Source organism: Acinetobacter sp. AYS6, from assembly GCF_025630795.1.
GTDB lineage: Bacteria > Pseudomonadota > Gammaproteobacteria > Pseudomonadales > Moraxellaceae > Acinetobacter.
In genome coordinates, this window is record NZ_JAOTNV010000004.1 from 422,967 (window position 1) to 441,640 (window position 18,674).

The following is an 18,674-nucleotide window of genomic DNA, read 5'->3' on the forward strand; positions in this document are numbered from 1 at the left end:
GGAGTTAATAAAATAAAACCATATATTTTTTATGCCTTTTATTTTATGAAAACCGAACTTCTCTCTCCCGCAGGTTCACTAAAAAACATGCGCTATGCATTTGCCTATGGTGCAGATGCCGTATATGCAGGCCAACCACGTTACAGTTTACGTGTGCGTAATAATGCTTTTGATCATGACAACTTAAAAATTGGGATTGATGAAGCTCATGCTTTGGGCAAAAAGTTTTATGTTGTGGTGAATATTCAGCCTCATAACAGCAAATTAAAAAACTTTATTCGTGATCTTGAGCCGATTGTAGCTATGCAACCAGACGCTCTTATTATGTCTGACCCGGGCTTAATTATGATGGTGCGTGAGCATTTCCCAGAAGTACAAATTCATCTATCGGTTCAAGCCAACGCCATTAACTGGGCCACTGTTAAATTTTGGAAAGATTACGGTTTAAGCCGTGTCATTTTATCTCGTGAGTTGTCATTAGAGGAAATAGAAGAAATCCAGCAACATGTGCCAGACATTGAACTCGAAGTTTTTGTACATGGTGCACTATGCATGGCCTACTCAGGCCGTTGCCTACTTTCTGGATATATGAACAAACGTGATGCCAACCAAGGTGCTTGTACCAATGCTTGCCGTTGGGACTATAAGTTGCATGAAGCCCGAGAAGATGCAAACGGCGATGTGATTCCAGTCACTCAGCTCAACATGTCAGAGAAGTCTTGCTGCTCATCAGCGCAATCAGAGACAACTTCAGCTCAAACTTTGCTTGTACAACGTAATGATGAAGAAATGTTTGCTGCCGAAGAAGATGAACATGGTACTTATTTTATGAACTCTAAAGATTTACGTGCGGTACAACATGTAGATCGTTTAACCAAAATGGGCATCGCCTCACTCAAAATTGAAGGTCGTACTAAATCATATTTTTACTGTGCCCGCACTGCTCAAATTTATCGAAAAGCTATTGATGATGCTTTAGCAGGTAAACCTTTTGACCCAAGCTTAATGGCTCAGCTCGAAGGGTTGGCAAATCGCGGGTATACCGAAGGCTTTTTAAGACGGCATGTACACAGTGAATATCAAAACTATGCTGATGGTTCATCGCATTTCGACTATCAACAATTTTGCGGCGAAGTATTAGAACGTCACGGCGATTATATTCGCATTGAAGTTAAAAACCGTTTTGTGGTGGGTGACTCACTTGAACTCATGACACCTCAAGGCAATATCACCTTTACCTTAACCGAAATGCGCGATTCAAAAGGCAACCCAACTACAGATGCTAAAGGTTCGGGGTATTTTGTTGAGATTCCACTCTTACAAAATGTTGATGTTAGTTATGCCCTACTCGTACGCAATTTGCCGCATGCGAAAGAAAGTATTACTGCATCTACATTGGCTTATTCAGCGAGTTAAACATGGCGCTTTTGATTACGAGTGACTGCATCAATTGTGATATGTGCTTACCTGAATGCCCCAACATCGCTATTTTTGAAGGGAGCAAAGTTTATGAAATTGATCCACTTCGTTGTACCGAGTGCGTAGGCTTTTATGATGCGCCAACATGTAAAGCCGTTTGTCCAATTGATTGTATTAAACAAGACTCTGCACATATTGAAAATAAAGAGCAACTGCTAGAGAAATTTAAAGAGTTAAATTTACTCGGCGAATCTATTTCTTAAAAAAACTATCGAGGATCAGGCTAAAGTTACTGATCCTCTTTTTATGACTATGCAGCTCAATGATTAAATAAATGAATAAATAGCTGAGAACACTTGGCTAGTGATAAAATCAATTTATCAGTTCAGTTTGATTTACTGGTAATTTTGTACCAAAAAAATTAAACAATCGTTAAAACTGCCAATCCATTTCAACATTTCATGTAGATTGATTAAAACTCATTCTGGCGCAGCTCCCTATGTCTTATCTTTATTTAGCAATTGCGATTGCTTGTGAAGTTATTGCAACTTCAGCTTTAAAAGCATCTCAAGGTTTTACTGTTCCTATTCCATCCATTATTACAGTTGTGGGCTATGCGATTGCGTTTTATTTATTGTCCCTGACTTTAAAAACGATTCCGATCGGAATCGCATATGCCATTTGGTCGGGTGCAGGTATTATTTTAATTTCTGCAATTGGCTGGATATTTTATAAACAGCATTTAGACTTGGCAGCCTGTATTGGTCTTACTTTAATGATCGCAGGTATTATCATTATTAATGTATTTTCTAAAAATACCCATCTATAAATTACAATTAAAAAGCACCCGTAGTACCTTATTGGTCTAGGGTGCCTAAATGTTTAAAATACAATAAAAATAACTTTAAATTTTTAACACTCGTGCCTGAACAATATATCTGCCAGTAAGCAGCCGAGTATGAACAGCTTATTTCAGACTGCCCGTTAAAAATTGCTTTAAACGCTCACTTTTTGGGTTGTTAAGGACTTCATCAGGATGACCTTGCTCTTCAATTTTCCCTTGATGCAAAAAAATCACCTGATTAGATACATGACGTGCAAAGCCCATTTCATGTGTCACCACAATCATGGTACGCCCTTCTTCAGCCAAACCCTGCATTACTTTCAGTACTTCGCCCACTAACTCTGGGTCAAGCGCACTGGTTGGTTCATCAAACAACATGACTTCCGGCTCCATCGCCAAAGCACGAGCAATCGCTACACGTTGCTGCTGACCACCAGATAAAAATGCTGGATATTTACTTTCAACGCTTTCAGGTAATCCAACTTTGCGTAGATATTTCCGTGCACGGTCTTCGGCCTCAGCACGTTTAACTCCGAGTACGTGAATTGGCCCTTCAATGACATTTTCAAGCACTGTCATGTGAGACCATAAATTAAAGTGCTGAAACACCATCATGAGCTGAGTACGCATTTTCTGTAGTTGCTTTGAATCAACCACTTTTAAATTGCCTTTTTTATCAAAGACGGTACGTAGTTTTTCGCCATTGAGCTTAATGGTGCCATTGCTCGGTTGCTCTAAAAAGTTGATACAACGCAGCAAAGTACTTTTACCTGAACCAGATGAACCAATAATACTAATTACATCACCAGCATTTGCATCAAGTGATATCCCTTTTAGTACTTCATGATCGCCAAATGTTTTGTGTAAATCACGAATCACTAGTTTTGCCACTTGTTCCATTTATAACTCCTAATGATTCGATGGCTTTAAAAATGCCAACCAACGTTTTTCAAGCCGACGAAATATCCAAATCAAAATAAATGCCAGCATCGCATATAACACCGCGGCAATCCCAAAAGCATTAAAGGTGTCATAGGTTGCCGCATTTACATCACGCGCAATTTTTAAAATATCAGGAACAGTTGCTGTAAATGCAATGGTTGTCGCGTGCAACATCAAAATGACTTCATTGCCATAAAATGGTAAGGCACGGCGCAACATCGATGGAATAATAATACGTGTGTAGAGTTTCCATTTTGACATACCAAAAGCTTGGGCGGCTTCTATTTCGCCATGTGGAATAGAACGAATCGCTCCAGCGAAAATTTCAGTCGTATATGCACCAGTATTGAGCGCAAATGCCAAAATGGTGCAATTTATGCCCTCTCGAAAAAATGCATCGAGCGTCTGATGTTCATGGATGTAATCAAAGCTGTAGATACCTGAGTAAATAATCAGCAATTGGATGTACAGTGGAGTCCCACGAAAAACATAGGTAAACAACCAAACTGGACCACGCAACCAAAGATTTTCTGATACTCGTGCAAGTGATAAAGGCACAGCAAGCACAAAACCAATGCCAATAGAAACCACCAATAACCAAGCAGTCATCGCCACTCCGGTCATTTGTAAGCCATCTGTCCAAAGGTATGCCTGCCAATATTGTTGAAGGATTTCAATCATAGTTGTCCCTTCCTCACACCAGCAGAATAACGACGTTCAAGCCACATTAAAATGAGATTTGACATAGTGGTAATTGCCAAATAAATCGCAGCAGCCACGATGCTGAAAAAGAACAGTTGCATGGTACTTCTACCCGCATCTTGCGTAATTTTTACAATGTCAGTGAGGCCAATAATGGAAACCAGTGCAGTTGCCTTAATCAAGACTTGCCAATTATTACCAATACCCGGCAATGCAAAACGCATCATTTGTGGGAATAAAACACGACGAAAAACCTGCCAAGGGGTCATACCATAGGCCATTGCTGCTTCAATTTGACCCGTTGGAACCGATTGAAATGCACCACGAAAGGTCTCTGTAAAATATGCACCATAAATGAACGCTAAAGTAATCACACCAGCCACAAATGGGTTGATGTCAATTTGGTCCATGTGCAGTGATTCAGTAATTTGGTTTAAACCCAACTGCAAGCTATAAAATAACAGCAGCATAATGACCAAATCAGGCACACTACGGATGAGTGTGGTATAGGCAGTCGCAATATAGCGTAATGCTTTAATATTAGAGAGTTTTGAACTCGCACCAATTAAGCCAATAATGACAGAAAGCAAAAGTGACAATAGCGCAAGCTGTAGCGTCATCCATGTCCCGCTGAGAAGGAGTGGTCCATAGCCAGATAAAAACATGACTCATCTTCTCCTTAAAAACCATATCTAATATTGATGAGATGAGAATAGATTTAAAAATGTCGGCACTAAGCCGACATTTTTCACATCATTAGTAAATGTTAAAGGAGAAATATTTTTTCTCTAGTTTCTTGTATGTACCATCCGCAATGATTGCTGCGAGTGCTTTATCAATATTCGCCTTCAAATCTGCATCTTCTTTGCGTAAACCAATCGCTGCGCCTACGCCCAGTGTTTTTGCATCAACCACATTGCCACCGACAAAAGCGAAGTTTTTGCCTTTTGGTTGTTTTAAGAAAGCCCCATCAACCATGATTGCATCTTGTAAAGTTGCATCCAAACGACCAGACATCATGTCTTGGTAAATCAAATCTTGAGTTGGATAAGGAACAACACTCACACCTTTTGGTGCCCAATAGGTTTTAGCGTAAGTTTCTTGAATTGTGCCCTGTTGTACGCCTACACGCTTTCCTTTCAATGATGCCGCTGTCGGTAATAATGGTGAGCCTTTTTTTGCGACCATACGCGTTGGTGTATTGTAGATTTTGCTACTAAACAAAATTTGTTTCGCACGTTCATCAGTGACCGTCATTGATGAAAGAATGCCATCAAACTTTTTCGCTTTAAGTGCCGGAATCATCCCATCAAAAGAGTTTTCAACCCAAACACATTTGGCTTTGAGTTTTGCACAAATAGCATTACCCAAATCAACGTCAAAACCAGTTAATTTGCCATCTGGTGTTTTATATTCAAACGGTGCATAAGAGGACTCCGTACCAAAACGAATCACCTTCCAATCCTTTGCTTGTACATTCGTTGCAACAGCAGCCAAAACTAAGGTTGTTGAAACGAACATTTTTTTCATAAAGCTTGCCATCTTGAAGCTTCTCCTTAAAATCCAAATAAGGTGATAAAAATTTGAGTATTTCTAACTTACTCTTCTGTCGAAATAATTGCAATTTCTATACCATAAATTAAGGATTTATGAAGATGTCAAAACAGCAGATCACATGACCTGATTAAATGCTGAAAAATCATTCAAACGACGAGACTAATTTTTGAGTGCATAGGCTTCTGCCATATTTTCATTTTCGACCAATGTCCGAATGGTATATTCATGGTTATGTTCTTTAGCACTGGCAAATTCACATTTCTGATCCCATAGCATTGAACAACCACTCAACAATGGACAACCAGCAAATAATTCAGCCACCCAATCCACAAACACTCGAACTTTAGGTGATAAATGACGGTTCTGTAGATATACGACTGATATTGGCATAGGTGCAGGCAACCATTCAGTCAGCACTTCCTTGAGCGTGCCATCTTCTAGATGTTTCGCTACCATGTAATATGGGCATTGAATTAAACCAAAACCCTGCACAGCCAAATCAACATATGAATCGCCATCGTTGACAGAAACACGCCCTTTCACACCAACGCTATGAATCTCACCATCCACCATAAAATCCCAGTCGATATTGCGTCCAGTACGACTGTTAAAGTAATGCACGACCTGATGTTTTTTTAAGTCATCAATAGTTTTGGGTTCGCCATGTTCCGCCAAGTAACGAGGTGCAGCAACTGTTACACACTGAATTGTTCCGATACGGCGTGCAACCAAACTTGAATCTTTCAACTGACCAATACGAATGACACAGTCCACCGCATCTTGTACCAAATCGACAGGACGATCACTCATGCCAATCACCAAATCAATATCGGGATACTTGGCATGAAAATCACAAAGCATCGGAATCAGAATGAGTCGTCCGATTGAAGCTTTAACATCAATGCGTAGACGTCCTCGTGGTCCACGTTCCGAATCATGGAAATTCGATTCAACATCTTCAACATCGGCTAAAATTCGCGCAGTACGTTCATAATAAACCGCGCCGTCTGGTGTCAGACTGAGTTTTCGGGTGGTTCGGTTCAATAAGCGAACCTGTAAATGTTTCTCTAAACCTTGAATCGTTGTCGTCACAGAAGCACGCGGTAGGCCTAAACTATCAGCCGCTAAACTGAAACTATTTGTTTCGACAACTTTGTTAAATACTCTCATCGCATGAAATAGATCCACACGCACACTCCTATCAATGCATTTTTTCATTCAAACACATCAATTGTTATAAAAATACGAATAGTGTTATCGAATTTAATATATTTATTCGTGATTGACAAACTTTTATGCTCCGTCCATCCCATAAACCCTGTTTCTCCCATACGGACCATAATTAAAAGTCTGAAAAACAGGTATCCAAATAAGTAGGAGCACCTCATGTCATTTTCTCGCAAACAGTTCGCGCTGTCTGCCCTCTTTGTTGCCATTTTGGCAACGGGTGGCAGTTTTATGTTTTTACATGAAAATGCCGATGCAAAAGCTGCACCGACGACAGCCCAACAAGCTGCTACTGTTGATATTTCCAATGTCATCAGCAAAACCATTACCGATTGGCAAGAATATTCCGGTCGCCTAGAAGCGATCGACCAAGTCGATATTCGCCCTCAAGTCTCGGGCAAACTCATTGCTGTACACTTCAAAGATGGAAGCCTCGTTAGAAAAGGTGATTTACTTTTTACAATTGACCCGCGTCCTTTCGAAGCAGAACTCAATCGTGCCCAAGCTCAACTCGCTTCGGCTGAGGCACAAGTCACTTATACGGGTTCTAATCTTTCCCGTATTCAACGCCTCATTCAAAGTAACGCTGTATCACGCCAAGAGCTAGATCTGGCAGAAAATGATGCGCGCTCAGCCAATGCCAACCTGCAAGCCGCTAGAGCAGCCGTTCAGTCTGCACGTTTAAATCTTGAGTACACCCGTATTACTGCACCAGTCAGTGGTCGAATTTCTCGTGCCGAAGTAACCGTAGGCAACGTGGTTTCTGCTGGTAATGGAGCACAGGTTTTAACAAGTTTAGTCTCTGTATCTCGCCTTTACGCATCTTTCGATGTGGATGAACAAACTTACCTCAAATACATCAGCAACCAGCGTAACTCTGCACAAGTTCCTGTCTATATGGGACTTGCCAATGAAATAGGTTTTTCTCGCGAAGGAACGATCAACTCAATCGACAATAACCTAGATACGACCTCTGGTACGATTCGTGTTCGCGCGACTTTCGACAATCCAAACGGGGTCTTATTACCAGGTTTATATGCTCGAATCCGTCTGGGTGGTGGTCAACCACGTTCAGCAATTCTGATTAGTCCAACCGCGGTCGGCGTTGATCAAGATAAACGTTTTGTTGTTGTAGTCGATGCTAAAAATCAGACTGCTTACCGTGAAGTAAAACTTGGCACCCAACAAGATGGCTTGCAAATCGTGAATAGTGGCTTACAAGCAGGTGACCGTATTGTGGTAAATGGTTTACAGCGGATTCGTCCGGGTGATCCTGTGACCCCGCACCTCGTCCCAATGCCAAATGCACAAATCACTGCGAGCAGCACCACTCCTCAACCTCAGCCAACAGATAAAACATCAACTCCGGCAAAAGGTTAATCACATATGAATATTTCTAAATTTTTTATTGATCGGCCGATCTTTGCTGGTGTGTTATCAGTATTGATTCTACTTGCCGGTTTACTTTCGGTATTTAAATTACCGATTTCTGAATATCCGGAAGTTGTTCCGCCATCTGTGGTGGTACGTGCTCAATATCCGGGTGCTAACCCAAAAGTAATTGCTGAAACTGTTGCTTCTCCGCTTGAAGAGTCGATCAACGGTGTAGAAGACATGCTGTATATGCAATCTCAAGCAAACAGCGACGGTAACTTAACCATTACCGTGAACTTTAAGCTTGGTATCGACCCAGATAAAGCTCAACAATTGGTTCAAAACCGTGTGTCGCAAGCATTGCCTCGTTTACCTGAAGACGTACAGCGCTTAGGTGTTACTACCTTAAAAAGTTCACCTACCTTAACCATGGTTGTGCATCTGACCTCACCAGATAATCGCTATGACATGACCTACTTGCGTAACTACGCGGTGCTCAACGTAAAAGACCGTTTAGCTCGTTTACAAGGAGTAGGTGAAGTCGGTTTATTTGGTTCTGGGGACTACGCAATGCGTGTGTGGCTCGACCCACAAAAAGTAGCGCAACGCAATCTCACTGCAACTGAAATTGTGAGCGCAATCCGCGAACAAAACATTCAAGTTGCAGCAGGTACCATTGGTGCATCGCCAACTAATTCTCCTGTACAACTTTCAGTGAACGCTCAAGGTCGTTTAACGACTGAGCAAGAATTCGCAGATATCATTTTAAAAACTGCACCAGATGGCGCTGTCACTCGCTTAGGTGATGTTGCTCGTGTTGAACTTGCAGCTTCACAATATGGCTTGCGTTCATTACTCGATAATAAACAAGCTGTAGCGATTCCAATTTTCCAAGCACCGGGTGCTAATGCTTTGCAAGTTTCTGATCAAGTGCGTAGCACGATGAAAGAACTTTCAAAAGATTTCCCATCCTCAATTAAATACGACATCGTTTACGATCCAACCCAGTTCGTACGTGCCAGTATTAAAGCGGTCGTTCATACCTTGCTTGAAGCGATTGCATTGGTTGTTGTGGTTGTTATTTTATTCTTACAAACATGGCGTGCTTCAATCATTCCATTGCTCGCAGTACCAGTTTCAATTATTGGTACATTCGCGCTCATGCTCGCTTTTGGTTACTCAATCAATGCGCTTTCACTGTTCGGGATGGTACTTGCCATCGGGATTGTGGTCGATGACGCAATTGTCGTCGTCGAAAATGTCGAGCGGAATATTGAAGCAGGCTTGAGTCCAAGAGATGCAACTTATCGCGCGATGAGAGAAGTGAGTGGGCCTATTATTGCGATCGCCTTAACACTGGTTGCAGTATTCGTACCTCTTGCCTTTATGACAGGCTTAACAGGGCAATTCTATAAACAATTTGCCATGACCATTGCCATTTCAACGGTCATTTCGGCATTTAACTCACTGACGCTCTCGCCTGCTTTAGCAGCCATGCTACTGAAAGGACATGATGCTAAACCTGATGCATTAACACGCATTATGAACCGTATATTTGGACGTTTTTTTGCATTATTCAACCGTGTATTTACACGTGCGTCAGACAACTATGGTAAAGGCGTAAGTCGTGTCATTTCCCATAAAGCATCAGCAATGGGTGTCTATGCAGCACTTTTAGGCTTAACCGTTGGGATTTCTTATATTGTTCCGGGTGGCTTCGTACCCGCTCAAGACAAACAATATTTGATTAGCTTTGCTCAACTGCCAAATGGTGCGTCATTAGATCGTACCGAAGCGGTCATTCGTAAAATGAGTGACACCGCACTTAAACAGCCTGGTGTAGAAAGTGCTGTTGCCTTCCCCGGCCTCTCAATTAACGGTTTTACCAACAGCTCAAGCGCTGGCATTGTCTTTGTGACCTTAAAGCCATTTGATGAACGTAAGGCTAAAGACCTATCTGCCAATGCGATTGCAGGTGCGCTCAACCAGAAATATTCAGCCATTCAAGATGCCTATATTGCAGTTTTCCCACCACCACCAGTGATGGGCTTAGGGACCATGGGCGGTTTTAAACTTCAACTCGAAGACCGAGGTGCCTTAGGCTATTCAGCCTTGAATGATGCTGCACAAAACTTTATGAAAGCAGCACAATCAACCCCTGAACTTGGTCCAATGTTCTCAAGTTATCAAATTAACGTACCTCAACTGAACGTAGATCTGGACCGTGTAAAAGCCAAACAACAAGGTGTTGCAGTAACAGATGTGTTCAACACCATGCAGATTTATTTAGGTTCTCAGTACGTTAACGACTTTAACCGCTTTGGACGTGTTTATCAGGTTCGAGCACAAGCCGATGCCCCTTTCCGTGCTAACCCTGAAGATATTTTGCAGCTTAAAACCCGTAACAGTGCCGGACAAATGGTGCCGTTATCTTCATTGGTGAATGTAACTCAAACCTATGGTCCAGAAATGGTAGTTCGTTATAACGGCTATACCTCAGCAGATATTAACGGCGGCCCTGCACCGGGTTATTCATCTAGCCAAGCAGAAGCTGCGGTTGAACGTATTGCTGCTCAAACTCTACCACGTGGTATCAAGTTTGAATGGACAGATTTAACTTACCAAAAAATCTTGGCTGGTAATGCAGGACTCTGGGTATTCCCAATTAGTGTATTACTGGTGTTCTTAGTTTTAGCCGCTCAATATGAAAGTCTAACTTTGCCTTTAGCTGTAATTTTAATTGTGCCAATGGGAATCTTGGCAGCTCTGACAGGTGTTTGGCTGACAGGTGGAGATAACAACATCTTTACCCAAATTGGTCTGATGGTACTGGTCGGGCTGGCCTGTAAGAATGCCATCTTAATTGTCGAATTTGCGCGGGAACTCGAAATGCAAGGTGCGACTGCATTCAAAGCTGCTGTTGAAGCAAGTCATCTACGTTTACGCCCAATTTTAATGACTTCTATTGCATTCATTATGGGTGTCGTACCACTGGTTACCTCAACAGGTGCAGGTTCTGAAATGCGTCATGCTATGGGTATTGCGGTGTTCTTCGGCATGATCGGTGTAACGCTGTTTGGTTTGTTCCTGACCCCTGCCTTTTATGTCCTGATTCGTACACTGAACAGCAAACATAAATTGCACTCAGCAGCAGTTCATGAAGCACCTTTATCTACTCCACATGATCATTAAGGAGGACATTTGATGGCTACAGTAAAACAAAGCTTATTATTGTCCTCACTCATGGGAAGCCTGCTGCTTGCAGGCTGCTCTTTGGCTCCGGAATATCAACCTGCAAAAGTGATAGTTCCCGTCAAATTTAAAGAGTCTGACCCAAAACTTGAGGATAATAACTGGAAAATTGCCCAACCTGCTGATCAGCAGATTCGAGGTGAATGGTGGCGTGTTTTTAATGATGCTCAATTGAATGAGCTCGAACAACAGGCCATTTCTGGCAACCAAAACCTTAAAGCAGCAGCGGCCAATATTCAGGCTTCACGTGCGTTACGTTCAGCAGCACAAGCTGAACGCTTACCAAGTATTGGTGCGGGCTTTGGGCCAACTCGTCAAAAGCCATCTCCAGCTTCACTCGGTTTAGATGAAAATGCCCATACGTCTGCACAAACCTTATGGCGTGCTCAAGCGAATGTCTCATATGAGCTCGATTTATTTGGCCGTATTGCCAGTAGTGTCAATGCAGCAACAGCTGATGTACAGCAACAAGAAGCTTTATATCAGTCAGCACTTTTAGCTTTGCAAGCAGATGTTGCCCAAGGCTACTTTCTCATTCGTCAGCTTGACGCTGAACAAGCAATTTATAATCGCACTATTAAACTGCTTGGCGAGACAAGAGACTTAGTTCAAACACGTTTTCAAAATGGTTTAGTCAGTGAATTAGATGTTTCTCGCGCACAGACCGAACTTGCTACAGCACAAACGAGCGCATTGAATATTGCTCGTAACAGAGCTAATGCAGAGCATGCTCTTGCAGTATTATTAGGCAAAACACCTGCTGAGTTTAGCTTGGCAATTCAACCCTTAGTAACAAACAGCGTTCGCCTTCCAGCAGGTTTACCTTCTGCTTTACTTGAAAGACGACCTGACATTGCTGCTGCCGAGCGTGCTATGGCAGCAGATAATGCGCGTATTGGAATTGCACGCGCTGCTTTTTTCCCAAAACTGGACCTAACAGGTGCACTTGGTTATGAATCATCAACTTTAGGTGATTTAGGTAAATGGTCGAGCCGTACATTCTTACTTGGTCCAGTCGCAGGCACTATTTTATCTTTGCCATTATTTGACGGCGGACAACGGAAGGCTGGCGTTGCTCAAGCACGAGCTGCCTATGAAGAAAGTGTCGCAAGCTATCGCCAAACCGTATTAAATGCATTTCGCGAAGTTGAAAATGGCTTGTCCGATCAACGTATTCTCGATCAGCAAATTCAGGCTCAAAACCAAGCACTCTCCTCTTCTCGTCATGCAAATCAGCTTTCTCATCTACGCTATAAAGAAGGTGCAATTAGCTATCTTGATGTGATTGACTCTGACCGCACTATTTTGCAACAAGAGCAACTCTCTGCACAGCTTAACGGCAGTAGAATGATGGCTAGTGTAGATTTAATCCGCGCATTAGGTGGTGGCTGGCATGATGCCGAACCATTGATAAAATCTAAAAGTTAATTCTTACCTAATTAACTTGATATAAAAAAAGCGCCATATGGCGCTTTTTTTATATCTACAACTTATTGTGCGTATACAGGGAATTTTGCACAAACAGTTTCAACTTTCGCTTTTACGTCAGCAATAACTTTTTCGTCACCTTTGCTGTCAATCACGTCAGCGATCCAACCAGCAAGTTCACGAACTTCAGCTTCACCAAAACCACGAGTTGTTACCGCTGGAGTACCGATACGGATACCAGAAGTCACAAATGGAGAACGTGGGTCATTTGGAACTGAGTTTTTGTTCACAGTAATGTGAGCAGCACCTAACCAAGCATCTGCTTCTTTACCAGTTACGTCTTGTTTGATTAAAGATAACAAGAATAAGTGGTTGTCAGTACCGCCAGAAACAACATCATAGCCACGAGCGATTAATACTTCAGCCATAGCTTGAGCATTTTTCACAACTTGTTGTTGGTAAGCTTTAAAGTCATCAGACATTGCTTCTTTGAAGCAGATTGCTTTAGCAGCAATCGCATGCATCAATGGACCACCTTGGTTACCAGGGAATACAGCTGATTGAAGTTTTTTCTCGATTTCTTCATTCGCTTTCGCAAGGATTAAACCAGAACGTGGACCACGAAGTGTTTTGTGAGTCGTAGTTGTGGTTACGTCAGCAATTTGAACTGGGTTTGGATATACACCAGCAGCAACAAGACCTGCAACGTGAGCCATATCAACAAAAAGGTACGCGCCAACTTTGTCCGCGATGTCACGGAAACGTTGCCAATCTACAACACGGCTGTAAGCAGAGAAACCAGCAACGATCATACGTGGCTTATGCTCTAATGCTAAACGTTCAACTTCTTCGTAATCGATCTCACCAGTTTCAGAGTTTAGACCGTATTGAACTGCATTATAAGTTTTACCAGAGAAGCTTACTTTAGCACCGTGAGTCAAGTGACCACCGTGAGCCAAGCTCATACCTAAAACAGTATCGCCTGGGTTAAGAAGCGCTAGATAAACAGCAGAGTTAGCTTGTGAGCCAGCGTGTGGTTGAACGTTTGCGTAATCTGCACCAAAAAGTTCTTTAGCACGATCAATCGCCATTTGCTCAATGATATCCACATATTCGCAACCGCCATAATAGCGTTTACCTGGATAACCTTCTGCATATTTATTCGTAAGTTTTGATCCTTGCGCTTCCATCACAGCAGGAGAGCAATAGTTTTCAGATGCAATTAACTCGATATGTGCTTCTTGACGCTCACCTTCAGAAGCAATTGCTTGAGCTAATTCTGGATCAAATTCAGAAATGGAAATATTGGCAAACATTAGCGGGGGTCCTATAAATTAGGGCTTTTAAGCCGTGCTAAGATTGCGACATATTGTAGCATGAACTTTATAATTAAACAGAATGAAGTTAGCTCAGTTTTAAATAAAAATGGCTCAAGTTTTATAAAAAATGAGCCATTATTTATAAATCAGTTAAAAAGCTGATTTAAAGCTTACATTTGAATTTTTTTCATTGTTAACTTTACCCTATGAAAATATTAAAAAGACTTTAAATATCAATAACTCTATTGTGCTGTTAGCAAAGTCTGAACATTTCCAACGATGTTATCTACATTACTACTCATCGCCGTATTATGGTCCCAGTTACCGGTCACATAACTATTAATTTTAGTACCTACGACAGTGGCATTAGATATCAAGATATCCGTTGCTACTTTAGGTACTGTCGTATCTGCTAGCCCCTGATAAATGATGATTGGTGTAGATACCTTTGCCTGTAGCGGCTGCGAATCTTTATCTAAGAATGCCTTAACAATTGGCACACCCATAAAATTAGTTTGTGTACGTGTATAACCATCTAGTGTGCCGCCATGTGTTTCTGCGTAGGTTTGCATATTAACTGCAAAAGTTTGCGCTAATGGCCCTGCACAAATCGTTTCTGCCTGCTGTGCTGTACTTTCTGTTTGTGAAGTAAATACCTGCGAATAATTAAAGCTTGGCTGTGTATTTCGGATGCCTGCTGTAACTAACGCAGTATATGTATCAAGCTGGGCATACATTGGGATCTTTTTATCTAAGGTCGCAGTAGCAACGGACTGCTCTCCCGCTACTAAAATAAATCCTAAATTAGAAGCAGGTGCTACGGCTACAGTACCTTTATAGTCGAGCTGTGCACGACTCGCATATTGTGCAGCACCCAATGCAGCATGCCCACCTTGTGAATGCCCGACTGTCAGCCATTTTTTTGAAGTTAATAAATTACGCTGTGATAAATAGTTACGTGTTGCAACCACCGCATCTGTAATTGAAAAAGCCTCACTTTTAACATTTAAAAAAGGATGTATGCCTGGTGTGCCTAAACCTTCATAGTCAGGCGCAACGACCACATAACCCGCTGCAAGTAATTTACTAATTAAATCTTTTGTACTGTCTGCTAAAGCTGTCTTACTTGGTGCACAAGCATCAGCGACACCAGTAGTACCATGCGCCCAGACTACAATTGGCCAGCCGCCTGCTGGTGGTGGCGTATTTGGTGTAAATACTAGACTGGTTGCCTGCACTTCTTGGCCACTTTGGCCTAACATTTTATAAGTCAAAATACTACTTTCTGCAGCAACTGATCCTAAGTTAGTACTTGTGTAAGCATCTACTTTAACCACTGGGTTTTGAATATTATTGGTTGGAGTTCCAGATGGGTTAGTACTTGCTGGGCTGTCATCGCTACTTCCTCCTCCACAAGCGACTAAAAATAAACTCGTGCTGAGAACGCTCGTCATTAATAGTTTCTTTTTCATTGATATATCCCTTAAATTCCATTTTTGTTGTGCTTTAGTTTTTAATCAACATTTTCTAATGCCTTAAAAACAATTACGCCTAATCTTTATTTTTCGCAAGTTCTATTGGATGAAATTAATCTCTGAAAACTTTATTTTTAATATAAATTAACGTTCTCACTACTTTCTGGCCTCACTTCATGTTTTAAAGTGAATAGCCAACTGTTAACATTCTTGATTACTCGTGATTGTTTAAAGGGCCACATATGCAAGCCATTATTTTAGATACAGAAACTCATACATTAAATGGTTTGCCTATTGAAATTGCGTATGCCCCGATTGAACTTAATGAAGGCAAACTCACCTTAGATAAAAGCAAATTGTTTGATCAGCTCTATCAAGTGGGAGCTCCTATTTCTTATGCCGCTATGGCAGTTCATCATATATTAGAGTCAGATTTAGAAAACCAGCCCCACTATAAAACCTTTAAATTGCCAGAAACTACAACTTATATTATTGGACACAATATTGATTATGATATTGCTGCGATTGCTCGTTGCGGTGTAGATGTATCAAATATTAAACCGATTTGTACATTAGCTTTAGCACGCAAAGTTTGGGCAGAGGCAGAAGCTCATAACATTTCAGCACTCATCTATATGATTTCTCAAGGCAGCAGTAAAGCCCGGGAAATGCTTAAAGGTGCTCACCGTGCTGATGCGGATATTATTTTGACTGCTAATATTTTGATGCATATTGTCTATCATTTAAATATTCAAGATATTGAAGAGCTTTACCGAGTTTCTGAAGAAGCACGTATCCCCACGACTGTTAACTTTGGTAAGCATAAAGGCACAGCAATTACTGAACTTCCTAAAGACTATATTCAATGGCTATTACGCCAAGATGAGCTCGATGTTTATCTTCGCAAAGCATTAGAAAATGCTTTTTAATAATTTAACCAAATGATATTTATAGATTATTCATAATATTGTCATTTTTAGGTTTTATTGTTAACCCCATTTATATTTTATTAAAAATAGTACTGTTCAACTCAGAAGATTGAACAGTCTGATTTATTTTTTATTTGGGGAAAAACGATGGCTGGTTTTTATAGAACCAATTTGGGAAGAGTTGCGCTTCAACAACGCAATATAGTTTTAAATGCAAAACAAAGACGTTTATTACTGTTAATAGACCATGAAGATTTTCAAAACTTAAATAGTGAATTTAAAAAACGTATTGCATCTCCAGAACTCATTCAACAACTTATAGACTTAAAACTTATTGCCCCAATTGCCTCTACCGAAGCATCTACTGGTGAAGAAATTATTTTAAACACATTACCAATAAATAAAATGGAAGGAAATCAAAAAGAATCTGTTGTTAACTCTATAGAGCAAACTCCTTATCTTGAGGGAGAAATCCAGCTTTCTCAACCAGCAATACCACCCCAGACTCTTTCTTTCGAAGAAATACAACTGTTAATGATGAAAACACTTAGTGGCTATTGTGGGCTAATGACTAAACCACTTGTTCAAAAAATAGAGAAATCCACAACAATACAAGATCTTAAGTTGTGTCAGATGCAATGGATTACCAGTTTGCAAGAATCACGGATACCCCCGCAGGAACTTGCAAACGCTTTACGAACAATTAATTATTCAATTCAGCTTCTTTAACAAAGTATATAAAATATTGAACAACTTGCTGTTTAATTAAGCATTAAATCCATTTGGCATGTATTTCGTGCTTTACCTGCAAGTGTTTTTTTCCTATGATGTGCCCCACGCATGCGCTCGTAGCTCAGTTGGATAGAGTACAGGTTTCCGAAACCTGGGGTCGTGGGTTCGATCCCCGCCGGGCGCACCAAATTATTTTATACAATTAATAACTTAAATGAATAAAATCAAAATTTAAGAATAAAAATCTTTATTTGTACCGTATTTAGTTAAATTTTTAGTTAGTTAAATGAGATTCTATGAGCAATCCAGCCATAAAAAAATTGTTCTTGGCTTGGATTACGCTCACAGATTTCGATGTACCGCTGGCCTTGCATGATATTTAGTACACGCACTAGAACTTTTTCACCATCTTTCCCACGTTTAGTCAAATAGATTTTTAAAGCACCCAACGTAGCTAAACCATAAATTCCATCCACTACAAGATCAGACCAACCTGCTTTGCCTTGGTTATTCAGCAAATTTAAGGCACGCTGTAAAAGGGGTTTTGCAAATCCTATGCCGCAATTAACACCTGTATCTAAAAGTTCTTCAGCTACTACAGGAGAAATTAAATTTACTTGATCAAAGTGTGGGGCTGTCCAGTATTGTTTTTTATAAATAGACTTTGCAGTTTCAATAGGCAAATCTCGCATATTACCTTTGAATCCGTTTGCTCGAGCAACTGCTTCAGTAATTCCGTACTTTGTTGCACCTCCCCGATCCGCTGGATTATTTACATAGCCGCCTTCGCGCTTAATTAACTCATCTAAATATTTTTCAATATTCATTCCACTTTCCTTTAGAGTTGAAAACTACTCAGAGGTAGCACGTAAATTTGAATCATTACTGTTGATTTGAATCTTCAGCTTCCTTTTTTTGTTTATTGGTAGATCCAAAATAGAAGGCAATCACAGCACTAGATAAACCAAGTAAGGTACCTAGTGATACGTTTAATAGATCACGGTTTTTGTCTGGATATTCAATAAAGAACAACCCAAGAACACAGAGAAATGACATTGCAATAACCATGTATGCTAAATATGTCCGAGTATTTTCACTTTTCATCTTTATCCTCTTTATCCTCTTTGATGCGTAATTTGGCTTGCTCATACTGTTTTTTACGCAATTCATGAATCTCTTCTGAACGTTTTTCATCACGGCGCTTAAAGTAGAGATTTGTTAAGTAGGTTGCTACACCAATTAAGATTGAAATAATTACAGCCCAATCAATTTTTCCAGCAATTCCAATCAACCCCCCGCCCACGACATAGCCATATGAAAATTTAGTTGCCGTAGCCGCTGCTGTACTTGCAGCTGCTTCAACCACACTATTTGTTTGGTCATTCATTCATGCCTCCCTCCAGTTCTTGGGTATAAAAAAACACCCTTATGGGTGCCTGTGAAAAAATCTGTAAATTAGTAGTTAATTAAAATT

At 40.8% G+C, this 18,674-nt stretch carries 18 protein-coding genes, 1 tRNA gene and 1 pseudogene; 10 read left to right on the plus strand and 10 right to left on the minus strand.

Annotated elements, in window-relative coordinates; all coding sequences use genetic code 11:
* The first annotated feature begins 45 nt into the window (after positions 1-45).
* From yegQ to abeS, 3 genes are all read left to right on the plus strand, one after another.
* The gene (yegQ, locus tag OD757_RS02860) at positions 46-1,416 is read left to right on the plus strand and encodes a tRNA 5-hydroxyuridine modification protein YegQ (RefSeq protein ID WP_263030796.1); all 1,371 of its coding nucleotides are present in this window, start codon (positions 46-48) and stop codon (positions 1,414-1,416) included.
* A gap of 2 nt (positions 1,417-1,418) precedes the next feature.
* A complete protein-coding gene (locus OD757_RS02865) occupies positions 1,419-1,682 on the plus strand; it encodes a YfhL family 4Fe-4S dicluster ferredoxin (RefSeq protein WP_263030797.1) in 264 nt (87 codons plus the stop codon).
* A 236-nt stretch (positions 1,683-1,918) separates the two neighbouring features.
* Entirely contained in the window at positions 1,919-2,248 is a 330-nt protein-coding gene (gene abeS, locus OD757_RS02870; RefSeq protein WP_003650669.1) for a multidrug efflux SMR transporter AbeS, read from the plus strand.
* Between the two features lie 138 nt (positions 2,249-2,386).
* On the opposite strand, the gene OD757_RS02875 is transcribed toward abeS, so the two are convergent.
* The 5 genes from OD757_RS02875 to OD757_RS02895 all read right to left on the minus strand — a co-directional run bounded on the left by OD757_RS02875 (position 2,387) and on the right by OD757_RS02895 (position 6,652).
* Positions 2,387-3,163, minus strand: coding sequence for an ABC transporter ATP-binding protein (locus OD757_RS02875; protein WP_263030798.1), 777 nt, complete (start codon positions 3,161-3,163; stop codon positions 2,387-2,389).
* Positions 3,164-3,172: 9 nt separating this feature from the next.
* Complete coding sequence (locus OD757_RS02880; protein ID WP_263030799.1) at positions 3,173-3,886, minus strand: ABC transporter permease; 714 nt, start codon at positions 3,884-3,886, stop codon at positions 3,173-3,175.
* Entirely contained in the window at positions 3,883-4,572 is a 690-nt protein-coding gene (locus OD757_RS02885; protein ID WP_263030800.1) for an ABC transporter permease, read from the minus strand. Before OD757_RS02885 ends, OD757_RS02880 begins: the two co-directional genes overlap by 4 nt.
* A gap of 91 nt (positions 4,573-4,663) precedes the next feature.
* On the minus strand, positions 4,664-5,449 hold the full coding sequence (locus tag OD757_RS02890; RefSeq protein ID WP_263030801.1) for an ABC transporter substrate-binding protein: 786 nt from the start codon (positions 5,447-5,449) through the stop codon (positions 4,664-4,666).
* A 174-nt stretch (positions 5,450-5,623) separates the two neighbouring features.
* Positions 5,624-6,652, minus strand: coding sequence for a LysR family transcriptional regulator (locus OD757_RS02895; protein WP_009389953.1), 1,029 nt, complete (start codon positions 6,650-6,652; stop codon positions 5,624-5,626).
* A gap of 198 nt (positions 6,653-6,850) precedes the next feature.
* Between OD757_RS02895 and adeF the strand changes: the two genes are divergently transcribed.
* Genes adeF through OD757_RS02910 form a run of 3 tightly spaced genes read left to right on the plus strand, consistent with a single transcriptional unit; the run spans position 6,851 to position 12,745 of the window.
* Entirely contained in the window at positions 6,851-8,071 is a 1,221-nt protein-coding gene (gene adeF / locus OD757_RS02900; protein WP_263030802.1) for a multidrug efflux RND transporter periplasmic adaptor subunit AdeF, read from the plus strand.
* A 6-nt stretch (positions 8,072-8,077) separates the two neighbouring features.
* The gene (gene adeG, locus OD757_RS02905) at positions 8,078-11,257 is read left to right on the plus strand and encodes a multidrug efflux RND transporter permease subunit AdeG (protein WP_263030803.1); all 3,180 of its coding nucleotides are present in this window, start codon (positions 8,078-8,080) and stop codon (positions 11,255-11,257) included.
* Between the two features lie 12 nt (positions 11,258-11,269).
* Positions 11,270-12,745 carry an efflux transporter outer membrane subunit gene (locus OD757_RS02910; RefSeq protein WP_263030804.1) on the plus strand — a complete coding sequence of 492 codons (1,476 nt, stop codon included), beginning with the start codon at positions 11,270-11,272 and terminating at the stop codon, positions 12,743-12,745.
* 62 nt (positions 12,746-12,807) lie between these two features.
* Here OD757_RS02910 and glyA read toward each other — a convergent pair whose 3' ends face one another.
* Positions 12,808-14,061 carry a serine hydroxymethyltransferase gene (gene glyA, locus OD757_RS02915; RefSeq protein ID WP_003650657.1) on the minus strand — a complete coding sequence of 418 codons (1,254 nt, stop codon included), beginning with the start codon at positions 14,059-14,061 and terminating at the stop codon, positions 12,808-12,810.
* 60 nt (positions 14,062-14,121) lie between these two features.
* Here glyA and OD757_RS02920 point away from each other — a divergent pair.
* Positions 14,122-14,223 (plus strand): annotated as a pseudogene (locus OD757_RS02920) (hypothetical protein); the annotation flags it as partial.
* An 83-nt stretch (positions 14,224-14,306) separates the two neighbouring features.
* Here OD757_RS02920 and OD757_RS02925 read toward each other — a convergent pair.
* Complete coding sequence (locus tag OD757_RS02925) at positions 14,307-15,536, minus strand: alpha/beta hydrolase (protein WP_263030805.1); 1,230 nt, start codon at positions 15,534-15,536, stop codon at positions 14,307-14,309.
* A 245-nt stretch (positions 15,537-15,781) separates the two neighbouring features.
* Between OD757_RS02925 and OD757_RS02930 the strand changes: the two genes are divergently transcribed.
* From OD757_RS02930 to OD757_RS02940, 3 genes are all read left to right on the plus strand, one after another.
* Positions 15,782-16,468 (plus strand): 3'-5' exonuclease, encoded by a 687-nt coding sequence (locus OD757_RS02930; RefSeq protein WP_263030806.1) that lies wholly within the window; start codon positions 15,782-15,784, stop codon positions 16,466-16,468.
* A 147-nt stretch (positions 16,469-16,615) separates the two neighbouring features.
* Positions 16,616-17,197, plus strand: coding sequence for a hypothetical protein (locus tag OD757_RS02935; RefSeq protein ID WP_263030807.1), 582 nt, complete (start codon positions 16,616-16,618; stop codon positions 17,195-17,197).
* A 113-nt stretch (positions 17,198-17,310) separates the two neighbouring features.
* Positions 17,311-17,387 (plus strand) — tRNA-Arg (locus OD757_RS02940).
* Between the two features lie 91 nt (positions 17,388-17,478).
* Here the strand turns inward: OD757_RS02940 and OD757_RS02945 are convergent.
* The 3 genes from OD757_RS02945 to OD757_RS02955 are packed head-to-tail and all read right to left on the minus strand — an operon-like array spanning position 17,479 to position 18,587.
* Positions 17,479-18,027, minus strand: a complete 549-nt coding sequence (locus OD757_RS02945; protein WP_130120242.1) for a glycoside hydrolase family 108 protein — start codon at positions 18,025-18,027, stop codon at positions 17,479-17,481.
* A gap of 55 nt (positions 18,028-18,082) precedes the next feature.
* The gene (locus OD757_RS02950; RefSeq protein ID WP_226381308.1) at positions 18,083-18,256 is read right to left on the minus strand and encodes a hypothetical protein; all 174 of its coding nucleotides are present in this window, start codon (positions 18,254-18,256) and stop codon (positions 18,083-18,085) included.
* A gap of 37 nt (positions 18,257-18,293) precedes the next feature.
* Positions 18,294-18,587, minus strand: coding sequence for a class II holin family protein (locus OD757_RS02955; RefSeq protein ID WP_263030808.1), 294 nt, complete (start codon positions 18,585-18,587; stop codon positions 18,294-18,296).
* Positions 18,588-18,674: the final 87 nt, after the last annotated feature.